Raw genomic sequence first — 10671 nt, forward strand, 5'->3', positions numbered from 1 at the left:
ACGTACTTCGGCTGGAAGTGGATGTCCGCGATCACCGGGATCTGGGACTTGCGGGCGATGGTCGAGAGGGCGTCGGCGTCGTCCTGCGTGGGGCAGGCGACCCGGACGATCTGGCAGCCGGAGGCCGTGAGCTCGGCGATCTGCTGGAGGGTGGCGCCGATGTCCGACGTACGGGTCGTCGTCATCGACTGGACCGAGACCGGCGCGTCCCCGCCGACCGCCACGGAGCCGACCTGGATCTGCCTGCTCTTCCGGCGCTCGGCGAGCTTGGTCGGAACGGACGGCATGCCGAGAGAAATCGCAGTCATCTGCTGTGCAACCCCAAGTCGTGGATCAAGGTCCGGTCCCGTCAGCAGCGGGCTCCAGGCTTCGAGATTACGGCACAGGCGCGGGCCCCAGCACATCACGGTCCGTAAACCCACTCAATGGAAGGCGACCCGGGACATAGGATCCCGGGCCGCCTCGAACGCCGTATGACTAGGAGATTCTGACGGGGTTGACGACGTCCGCGACCAGCACCAGCAGCGTGAAGCAGATGAACACCCCGGCGACCACGTACGCCACCGGCATCAGCTTCGCCACGTCGAACGGACCGGGGTCCGGGCGGCGCAGCACCTTCGCCGTGTTGCGGCGCAGCGACTCCCACAGGGCGCCCGCGATATGGCCGCCGTCGAGCGGCAGCAGCGGGAGCATGTTGAACAGGAACAGGGAGAGGTTGAAGCCGGCCAGGAGGAAGACGAAGGTGGCCAGCTGTTGCGAGGCCGGGATGTCGAGGGTGGCGATCTCGCCGCTGACCCGTGCCGCGCCGACGATGCCCATCGGGGAGTCCGGTTCGCGCGGGCCGTCCCCGAAGGCCGCGTCCCACAGCGCGGGGATCTTGGAGGGCAGGGCCACGAGGGAGTCGACGGCCTCGCCGACCCGGTCGGTCATCCAGGTCACCGAGTCGCCGAAGTCCTGTTTGACGACGCCGGTGGCCGCGCTGAAGCCGAGGAAGCCGGCCTTGACGTACTCGCCCTCGACGTAGGCGCCGCCGGCGTCCTTCTTCACGACCCGGTTGGTGGCGATCTTCGCCTCCAGGGTCACTTCCCGGCCCCCCCGGTCGACGACGATCGGCACCTGTTTGCCGGCGCTGTCGCGGATGAGGTCGGAGAGGGTGTTCCAGTCCTCGGTCCGTACCCCGGCGAAGGAGACGATCTTGTCGCCGGCCTTCATGCCCGCGGCCTCGGCCGGGGACTTCGGGTCGGACGCCTTGCACTCGTCGCGGTTCTCGGTCTGGGCGATGACGCACGGGGAGACCGAGCTGACGGTGGTGGTCTGCTGCTGGATGCCGAAGCCCATCAGCACGGTGAGGAACAGGGCCACCGCGAGGACGAGGTTCATGAAGGGGCCCGCGAACATCACGATGACGCGCTTCCACGGCTTGCGCGTGTAGAAGAGGCGGGTCTCGTCGCCCGGCTTGAGCTCCTCGAAGGCGGCCGAGCGGGCGTCCTCGATCATGCCGCGCCAGGGCGAGGTGGAGCGGGCCTCCAGCCTGCCGTCAGGGCCGGGCGGGAACATGCCGATCATGCGGATGTAGCCGCCGAACGGGATGGCCTTGATGCCGTACTCGGTCTCGCCCTTCTTCCGCGACCACAGGGTCGGGCCGAAGCCGACCATGTACTGCGGCACGCGGATGCCGAACAGCTTGGCCGTGGACAGGTGGCCCAGCTCGTGCCAGGCGATCGAGAACAGCAGCCCGACCGCGAACAGCGCTATGCCGAGGATGAACATCAGGGTCGTCATGCACGGGCCTCCGCCGTGTGTACCGCCAGTTCCTGGGCCCGCCTGCGGGCCCAGGTCTCCGCTTCGAGGACGTCCGCGACGGTCAGCGAAGTTCCCGTACGCGGCGTGCCGTGTTCCTCCACCACCCGCGTCACGGTCTCCATGATCCCGTTGAACGGCAGTGCGCCGGCCCGGAAGGCCTCCACGCACTCCTCGTTGGCCGCATTGAACACCGCCGGTGCCGTGCCCGCGAGCTCGCCGACGTGGCGTGCGAGGTTCACCGAGGGGAACGCGTCGTTGTCGAGCGGGAAGAACTCCCACGTCGACGCCTTGCTCCAGTCGAAGGTGGGCGCGGCGTCGGGGACGCGCTCCGGCCAGCCGAGGCCGATGGCGATCGGGCCGCGCATGTCGGGGGGCGTCGCCTGGGCGATCGTGGATCCGTCGGTGAACTCAACCATCGAGTGAACATACGACTGGGGATGCACGACCACCTCAATGCGGTCGAAGGAAATGTCGTAGAGCAGGTGTGCCTCGATGACCTCCAGCCCCTTGTTGACGAGGGTGGCGGAGTTGATCGTGATGACCGGACCCATGGCCCAGGTGGGGTGGGCGAGGGCGTCCTCGACGGTGACGTTCGCCAGCTCCTCCTTGGTACGGCCGCGGAAGGGGCCGCCGGAGGCGGTGACGACGAGTTTGCGTACGTCCGCGCGCGTGCCGGACGCCAGCGCCTGGAACAGGGCGGCGTGCTCGGAGTCCACCGGGATGATCTGCCCGGGCTTGGCGAGGGCCTTGACCAGCGGGCCGCCGACGATGAGCGACTCCTTGTTGGCGAGCGCGAGGGTGCGGCCCGCCTCCAGGGCGGCGAGGGTCGGGGCGAGGCCGATGGAGCCGGTGATGCCGTTCAGGACGGTGTGGCAGTCGGAGGCCGCGATCCGGGTGGCGGCGTCGGGGCCGGCCAGGATCTCGGGGAGCGGCTCCCCCGTGCCGTACTGGGCCCTCAGAGCTTCCCGCAGCGCCGGTACGACGTCCTCGCGGGCGACGGCGACGGTCCGCGCCTTCAGCCGGTACGCCTGCTCGGCGAGGAGGGCGACCCGGCCGCCGTTGGCGGACAGGGCGGTGACCCGGAACCGGTCGGGGTTGCGCAGCACGAGGTCGATGGCCTGGGTGCCGATGGAACCGGTGGAGCCGAGGATCACCACGTCCTTGGGGCCGTCGCCCGCCACGGGGTCGTAGACGAGATGCGGGTCGGCGAGGGGGGTTGGACTGTCGCTCATCCCCCTATTGTGGCCGGAACGGCTGTCGGGGAGGACAGGGTGTCCCTCTCGGTGGGTTACAGGATGGTGAGAGGTCACTGCGAGCAGTGACCTCTCCTGGCGTCGTCACCTGATCGGGCGATGCACGTTCTCCCGCTCGCTCGGACCCGGCGTCGCGTCCGCGATCCACACGCCGCCGTCGTCCGACGGGTCGACGATGCCCTGCTCCAGCCACTCGTAGGTGCCGGACATCACGCCCTTGACGACCTTGCGGTCGAGGTCGTCGGTGTTGGACCACAGGCGGCCGAAGAGTTCCTCGACCCGCAGGCGGGCCTGGCGGCAGAAGATGTCGGCGAGCTGGTAGGCCTCGCGGCCGTGCTCGCCCTGACCGCGCAGGTGCTCGGCGCGGACGCAGACCGCGCTCATGGCGAACAGCTCGGCGCCGATGTCGACGACGCGGCCCAGGAAGCCCTGCTTGGTCTCCATGCGGCCCTGCCAGCGGGACATGCCGTAGAAGGTGGAGCGGGCGAGCTTGCGGGAGGTGCGTTCGACGTAGCGCAGATGCGGGGAGAGGTCGACCTGGTGTTTGAACTCGCCGTACGTGTACGGCAGTTGGCCTTGGCCCGCGACCAGCTTCGGCAGCCACTTGGCGTAGAAGACGCCGGCGCCCGCGCCCGCCTTCGCCTTGTCCTGGAGGGACTTGTCGGGGTCGATGAGGTCGCCGGCGACGGACAGGTGGGCGTCGACGGCCTCGCGGGCGATCAGGAGGTGCATGATCTCCGTCGAGCCCTCGAAGATGCGGTTGATGCGCAGATCGCGCAGGACCTGCTCGGCGGGGACGCCCCGCTCGCCGCGCGCCCGGAGCGAGTCGGCCGTCTCGAAGCCGCGGCCGCCGCGGATCTGGACGAGTTCGTCGGCGATCTTCCAGGCCATCTCGGAGGCGTAGAGCTTGGCGAGGGCGCCCTCGATGCGGATGTCGTTGCGGTCCTCGTCGGCCATCTGGGAGGCGAGGTCGGTCACGGCCTCCAGGGCGAAGGTGGTGGCCGCGATGAAGGAGATCTTGGAGCCGACGGCCTCGTGGTGGGCGATCGGCTTGCCCCACTGCTCCCGCGCCGCGGACCACTCGCGGGCGATCTTCAGGCACCACTTGCCCGCCGCGACGCAGGACGCGGGCAGGGACAGCCGCCCGGTGTTGAGCGTGGTGAGCGCGATCTTCAGGCCGGCGCCCTCGGGGCCGATGCGGTTGGCGGCGGGGACGCGGACCTGGTGGAAGCGGGTGACGCCGTTCTCGATGCCGCGCAGGCCCATGAAGGCGTTGCGGTTCTCGACCGTGATGCCGGGCGAGTTGGTCTCCACGACGAAGGCCGTGATGCCGCCCTTGTGGCCTTCGGACCTGGGCACGCGGGCCATGACGACGAGCAGGTCGGCGACGACGCCGTTGGTCGTCCACAGCTTGACGCCGTCGAGGACGTAGTCGTCCCCGTCCGGTACGGCGGAGGTGGCCAGGCGGGCCGGGTCGGAGCCCACGTCGGGCTCGGTCAGCAGGAAGGCGCTGATGTCGGTGCGGGCGCAGCGCGGCAGGAACCGCTCCTTCTGCTCCGGGGTGCCGAACAGCTTGAGCGGCTGGGGTACGCCGATCGACTGGTGGGCCGAGAGCAGGACGCCGATCGCGGGGGACGCCGAGCCGGCCAGGGCGAGGGCCTTGTTGTAGTAGACCTGGCCGAGGCCGAGCCCGCCGTACTTGGTGTCGATCTTCATGCCGAAGGCGCCGAGTTCCTTGAGCCCGTCGATCACCTCGTCGGGGATCCGGGCCTCGCGCTCGATCAGGGCGCCGTCGACCTTCGTCTCGACGAAGTCGCGCAGTTTGGCGAGGAACTCCTCGCCGCGCTGGGCGGCCATGTCGGTCGGCATCGGGTGGGGGTGGATGAGGTCGAGGCGGAAGCGGCCGAGGAACAGTTCCTTGGCGAAGCTGGGCTTGCGCCACTCCTGGAGCCGGGCCTCCTCCGCCACCTGGCGTGCCTCACGTTCGGTGACGGTAGGGCGTCCGGAGGAGGACGTGGGTGCTGCGGACATGAGGCTCACCTCGTCGCGAATCGGGAGCTTGGGCCGTTTGGTTACCGACGGGTGCTACCCGATCGTATGTACCCGATTCCGGGCGGGCCCACCACCCCAGGTGCGGCCGTTCAGCCGATGTCGACGAAGTGCGCCCCGGTGTCCAGGCGGCTCACACCCCCGCGCGCCCCGGCGCCGGAAGGTTGCCGCCGGGTCGGCGGGGACGGTAGGCAGGGACCGGCGCGACACTGGCGAGGTGCCGGTCCGGCACCTCCGGGCAACTCGGAGTCGAAGCGCTTCGACAACCTATGGACACCCACTCCCGGTGGAGCTACTGTCGAACCACCCTCACACCCGCCCCTATTCAAACCGCGCACTGTCGAAGCGCTTCACAAAGCTTGGAGAGCTGGATGGTCACCCTCGCCGAGGTCGCCCAGCACGCCGGAGTCTCGGCGAGCACGGTGAGCTATGTCCTCAGCGGCAAGCGGTCCATCTCCGCGACCACCCGGCAGCGGGTCGAGCAGAGCATCCGTGAACTGGGCTACCACCCGAACGCGGGTGCCCGCGCCCTGGCCAGCAGCAGGTCGAACATCATCGCGCTGATGATCCCGCTGCGCACCGACATGTACGTGCCGGTGATGATGGAGATCGCCATCGCGGTGGCGACCACCGCCCGTACGCACGGCTACGACGTCCTGCTGCTGACCGGCGAGGAGGGTCCCGACGCGGTGCGCCGGGTCACCGGCAGCGGGCTCGCCGACGCGATGATCCTGATGGACGTCCAGTTGGACGACGAGCGGCTGCCGCTGCTGCGCGGCACCCACCAGCCGTCCGTGCTGATCGGACTGCCCGCCGACACGACCGGGCTGACCTGCGTCGACCTGGACTTCAAGGCGACCGGCACGCTGTGCGTGGAGCACCTGGCGATGCTCGGGCACCGCGACATCGCTGTCATAGGAGAGGCCCCGGCCGTCTACGAGCGGCACACCGGTTTCGCCGAGCGCACGCTCGACGGACTCAGACTGCGCGCCCAGGAGTTGGGGATGCGGCTGCTGCACCGGCCGTGCGAGGGCGGGTACGACGCGATGGCCGTCACCCTCGCCCGGATCTTCGACGAGCGCCCGAGCACCACGGGGTTCGTCGTGCAGAACGAGTCGGCGGTCGAACCGCTGCTCGCCCTGCTGCGCCAGCAGGGCCGTGCCGTGCCCGAGGACGTGTCGGTGGTCGCCATCTGCCCCGACCAGGTCGCCACGCAAGCCTCGGTGCGGCTGACGTCCGTGTCCATCCCCGCGCAGGAGATGGGCCGGCACGCAGTGGAACAGCTGGTCGCCAAGCTCGGCGGGCGCGGGAGCGACGAAGTGGTGCTGATCGCCCCCGAGTTGACGGTCCGGGCGAGCACGGGCCCGGCGCCGGCCACGTCCTGACGAGCCCTTCCGCCACGTGTCGCCCCCCTGGGGCACCCCCTTGTCTGCACTCCCTTCAGGAGCACCTCACGTGACTCAGCCTGCCGAAAACCAGCCGCAGCAAGGCGCTGTCAGCCTCGCGCAGTCCTCCCCCACCATCGGCACGTTCCGTGAGCGGGACGGCGCGCTGGAGTGGAGCGGCCGCCAGGAGACCGTACGGATCGAACCGTGGGGGCCGGACGCGGTCCGGGTCCGGGCGCGGCTCGGCGGCCCGGTGCTCGACGGGCTGCCGGGCGCGCTCCTGGAGGACGCCCCGGCCACCGAGAGCACGGTCAAGACCGAGAACGGGCAGGGCACGCTGACCGTCGGCGCGCTGACCGTCGAGGTCACCGCCGAGGGCCTGATCCGCTTCCTGCGCACCGAGGACGGCGGCGAGATCCTCGCCGAGGAGCGCGCCCACTTCTGGTGGCCGGGCTCACGCCTCTACACCGCCGTCGGCAACGGCCACCACCGCCTGGAGCAGCGCTTCGCCGCCTACGACGACGAGAAGCTGTACGGCCTCGGCCAGCACCAGCACGGCCGGCTCGACCAGAAGGGCCTGGTCCTCGACCTGGTCCAGCGCAACGCCGAGGTCGGCATCCCGGTCCTCGCCTCCAGCCGCGGCTACACGCTGCTGTGGAACAACCCGGCGATCGGCCGCGTGGAGCTCGCGCACAACGGCACCCGGTGGGTCGCCGACTCGGCCCGCCAGATCGACTACTGGATCACCGCGGGCACCCCGGCCGACGGCCAGCGCCGCTACAGCGCGGTGACGGGCCGTACGCCGATGCTGCCCAAGTGGGCGGCGGGCTTCTGGCAGTGCAAGCTGCGCTACCGCACCCAGGACGAACTGCTCGCGGTGGCCCGGGAGTACAAGCGGCGCGGCCTGCCCATCTCCGCGATCGTCTGCGACTTCTTCCACTGGACCCATCTCGGCGAGTGGAAGTTCGACCCGAAGGAGTGGCCGGACCCGGCGGCGATGGTGCGCGAGCTGGACGAGCTCGGCATCAAGCTGGTGGTCAGCGTCTGGCCGTCCGTGTCCCCCCTCTCCGAGAACCACCCGGTCATGGAGCAGCGCGGCTACTTCATCGGCACCCAGTACGGCCCGATGGCGCACGCCGACTGGCCCGACAAGGAGGTGGCCTCGACGGTCCAGGTGGCCTTCTACGACGCCACGAACCCCGAGGCCCGGGAGTTCGTGTGGTCGAAGGTCAAGGAGAACTACCTCGACCCGTACGGCATCACCGCCTTCTGGCTGGACGCCTGCGAACCGGAGCTGAAGCCGGGCTTCCAGGAGAACCTGCGGTACTGGGCGGGTCCGGGCCTGGAGGTCGGCAACGCCTATCCGGCCGAGAACGCCCGCACCTTCTACGAGGGACTCCTCGACTCCGGCGAGGACGAGGTCATCACCCTCAACCGCTCGGCCTGGGCGGGCAGTCAGCGCTACGGCGCCGCCCTGTGGTCCGGCGACATCGGCACCGACTTCCCGACGCTGCGCCGCCAGATCGCGGCCGGCCTCAACACGGCGCTGTCCGGCATCCCGTGGTGGAACACCGACATCGGCGGCTTCCACGGCGGCGACCCGGACGACCCGGCGTACCGCGAGGTGATGGTCCGCTGGTTCCAGTTCGGCGCGCTGTCCCCGCTGATGCGTCTGCACGGCTTCCGCGACCCCGGCATGCCGCTCGGCCCGGACATGACCGGCGGCCCGAACGAGGTGTGGTCGTACGGCGAGGAGGCCGGCGTGATCCTGGAGAAGTACCTGCGGCTGCGGGAGCGCCTGAAGCCGTACGTCCTGAAGGTCATGCGGGAGGCGCACGAGGAGGGGCTGCCGGTGATGCGGCCGCTGTTCCTGGAGTTCCCGCGGGACCAGGCGGCCTGGTCGGTCGACGACGCCTACCTCTTCGGCCGGGACCTGCTGGTCGCGCCGGTGCTGACGGCGGGCGCCACGGCCCGCACGACGTATCTCCCGGCGGGCGCGAGCTGGACGGACGCGTGGACCGGTGAGACGTACCGGGGCGGTGCGACCGTGACGGTCGACGCCCCGCTGGACCGCATCCCGCTGTTCCTGCGGGACGGGGCGCGGCTGCCTGTAGCGGAGTAGCCGCGTCTGAGGGGTGGCCGGACGGTGGAGGTCTTCCGGCCACCCCTCGCATCTTCGGCCAACTTCGGTACGGCGCCGATCAGTTCGGGAAGGTAGGTTCCCTGCGTGTCCTCGTCTCAGCTCGCCCTCGCGCTCGCCGACCTGCTGCTGCGTCCCGGCTTCGGCTCCCGTCGCGATCCCGACCGGGTCTTCGACCGGATCGCCGCGGCAGCCGGGCAGGCGCCCGGTGACCGGCAGTTCGTCGACGACTTCCGGTCCCTGCTGCGCTGGTGGGCGAAGGCCGACCGGATCACCCCGGTCGGCTGGCAGTCGGCGCAGGCGCATGTGCGCCGGCATCTCACCAACCGGGCCCGTGTCCGACGGCTGATCGCCGAGCATCCGCAGATCGAGCGGGAGCCGATCGAGAACCCGGTGTTCGTCGTGGGACTGCCGCGCACCGCGACCACCGTCACGCACGCCGTCCTGTCCCTCTCGGCCGAGCACCGCTGCCCGCGGCTGTGGGAACTGCTCACGCCGGACCTTGAGTTGCCGCCCCGGCAGCGGCGGCAGGCGATCACGACCGGGCGCCGGCTGGTCCAGGGCACCAACCTCTTCACGCCGCGCTTCCGCGACATCCACGCGATGGTGGCCGAGGGCCCGGAGGAGTGCACGTTCGCGCTCCCGCACGCCCTGATGCCGTTCTCCCAGGCCCGCATCCCCGAGTACCGGGACTGGCACTGCGAGCGGGACTTCGTCCCCGACTACCGGTACCTCAAGCAGGTCTACCAGGTGCTCCAGTACGGCCGCCCGCGCCGCCGCTGGATGCTGAAGTCCCCGATGCACCTGGAGAACCTGGACGCCCTGCGCACCGTGTTCCCGGACGCCACGATCGTGTGGTGCCACCGGGATCCGGTCACCGCCGTCGCGTCCTTCTGCAGCCTGATCGAGCACGGCATGATGGTCAGCTCCCGCCCCCTCGACCTGCCCGGCATCGGCACCACCTGGCTCGAACTGCTGAGCCGTGCCATGACGCGCGGCCTCGCGGCCCGCGCCGCCATCCCCGCGCGGCACCTGGTGGACGTGCCGTACTCCTGGCTCGGCTCCGATCCGGCGACGGGCGCCCCCAAGCTGTACGACGCCGTCGGCGCCCGCTGGACCGGGTCCGACGCCGCCCGACTCCCCGGGGTCGTGGCCCGCCCGAAGGGCACCCGGCGGCACACCTATGACCTGGCCCGCTACGGGCTGAGCCGCGCCGACGTGGAGTCCGCCTTCGCGGACTACAACGCGCTGCGGGCCGAGGTCGACCGCGCCTGACGGCACGGACCGGCCCCGGCCCTGGCACGGGATCAGCTGCTGGTGATCGACATGCTGTTGGTCTGGAAGTTCAGCCCGCCCGCGGACGAGGTGACCTCGAAGCCGAACTGGACGTCACCGATGACCTCGTCGCCCCACCAGCGCTTGGTGTCCTTGATCCACTTCAGGATCGGCAGGATCTGCACGTTGCCGGAGGTGGAGTCCGAGGTGCGCAGGAACGAGAAGACGTCCCAGTAGGTGCCGTCCTCGCGGGTGATCCGGCCCTTGTAGACGTTCCAGTTGTGACCGCCGAGCGTGGCGTTGCCCTGGTAGCTGCCGAGCGCGCCGACGTCGCCGTTGTAGTTCATCCACAGCATGACCTCGTAGTCGTGGTCCGAGTCCCAGATGTCGTACGACGTGTTGTACGCACCCGAGGACGGGACGGTGACGTTGTAGCTGCTGTTGAGCGAGCCGAGCGAGGTGATGCGCTTGTTCACCACCTTCTTGGCGTTCGGGTAGGACTTGATGCCGCCGGTGTTGGGGTGGTCGGCCCAGACTCCCCAGTTGGTGCCGGAGTTGGCCCAGATGCACTGGCTGCCGGCGCCCTTGCCCCAGATGTTGTTGTAGAGCTGGTAGCCGTTCAGGCTGGTGTTGCCCCACTGGGCGCAGGAGTTCCAGACGGCGGCGGAGGCGGGGGCGGAGGCGAGGCCGATGGTGGCGCCGAGCGCCAGGGCGGGGGCCAGCAGGGCCTTGGTGAGTCTGCTCAGCGTGCGTGATGCCATGGTGT

8 protein-coding genes are annotated in these 10671 nt (G+C 70.2%); 3 read left to right on the top strand and 5 right to left on the bottom strand.

Going from position 1 to position 10671, the window contains the following annotated elements:
- The 4 genes from ABZ078_RS36570 to ABZ078_RS36585 form a co-directional block, all read right to left on the bottom strand.
- Nucleotides 1-308: flavodoxin-dependent (E)-4-hydroxy-3-methylbut-2-enyl-diphosphate synthase (locus ABZ078_RS36570; protein WP_356582629.1), on the bottom strand; the 308-nt coding region annotated here is incomplete at its 3' end.
- 169 nt (nucleotides 309-477) lie between these two features.
- Nucleotides 478-1770 (bottom strand): site-2 protease family protein, encoded by a 1293-nt coding sequence (locus tag ABZ078_RS36575; protein WP_356582683.1) that lies wholly within the window; start codon nucleotides 1768-1770, stop codon nucleotides 478-480.
- A gap of 8 nt (nucleotides 1771-1778) precedes the next feature.
- Nucleotides 1779-3035: a 1-deoxy-D-xylulose-5-phosphate reductoisomerase gene (gene dxr / locus ABZ078_RS36580; RefSeq protein ID WP_356582631.1), complete on the bottom strand. Its 1257-nt coding sequence runs from the start codon at nucleotides 3033-3035 to the stop codon at nucleotides 1779-1781.
- A 105-nt stretch (nucleotides 3036-3140) separates the two neighbouring features.
- Entirely contained in the window at nucleotides 3141-5087 is a 1947-nt protein-coding gene (locus ABZ078_RS36585; protein WP_356582633.1) for an acyl-CoA dehydrogenase family protein, read from the bottom strand.
- Nucleotides 5088-5476: 389 nt separating this feature from the next.
- On the opposite strand from ABZ078_RS36585, the gene ABZ078_RS36590 reads away from it, so the two are divergent.
- From ABZ078_RS36590 to ABZ078_RS36600, 3 genes are all read left to right on the top strand, one after another.
- Entirely contained in the window at nucleotides 5477-6490 is a 1014-nt protein-coding gene (locus ABZ078_RS36590) for a LacI family DNA-binding transcriptional regulator (RefSeq protein WP_356582635.1), read from the top strand.
- A gap of 70 nt (nucleotides 6491-6560) precedes the next feature.
- Entirely contained in the window at nucleotides 6561-8612 is a 2052-nt protein-coding gene (locus ABZ078_RS36595) for a glycoside hydrolase family 31 protein (protein WP_356582637.1), read from the top strand.
- 105 nt (nucleotides 8613-8717) lie between these two features.
- Complete coding sequence (locus ABZ078_RS36600) at nucleotides 8718-9905, top strand: sulfotransferase (protein ID WP_356582639.1); 1188 nt, start codon at nucleotides 8718-8720, stop codon at nucleotides 9903-9905.
- A 32-nt stretch (nucleotides 9906-9937) separates the two neighbouring features.
- Here ABZ078_RS36600 and ABZ078_RS36605 read toward each other — a convergent pair whose 3' ends face one another.
- Complete coding sequence (locus ABZ078_RS36605) at nucleotides 9938-10666, bottom strand: hypothetical protein (protein WP_356582641.1); 729 nt, start codon at nucleotides 10664-10666, stop codon at nucleotides 9938-9940.
- Between the last annotated feature and the right edge of the window lie 5 nt (nucleotides 10667-10671).

It is taken from the genome of Streptomyces sp. NPDC006385, assembly GCF_040612485.1.
GTDB lineage: Bacteria > Actinomycetota > Actinomycetes > Streptomycetales > Streptomycetaceae > Streptomyces.

Coding starts and splice junctions, on each gene's coding strand:
- dxr (WP_356582631.1), bottom strand. CDS start 3,035: ATGAGCGACAGTCCAACCCCCCTCGCCGACCCGCATCTCGTCTACGAC.
- ABZ078_RS36590 (WP_356582635.1), top strand. CDS start 5,477: ATGGTCACCCTCGCCGAGGTCGCCCAGCACGCCGGAGTCTCGGCGAGC.
- ABZ078_RS36585 (WP_356582633.1), bottom strand. CDS start 5,087: ATGTCCGCAGCACCCACGTCCTCCTCCGGACGCCCTACCGTCACCGAA.
- ABZ078_RS36575 (WP_356582683.1), bottom strand. CDS start 1,770: ATGTTCATCCTCGGCATAGCGCTGTTCGCGGTCGGGCTGCTGTTCTCG.
- ABZ078_RS36605 (WP_356582641.1), bottom strand. CDS start 10,666: ATGGCATCACGCACGCTGAGCAGACTCACCAAGGCCCTGCTGGCCCCC.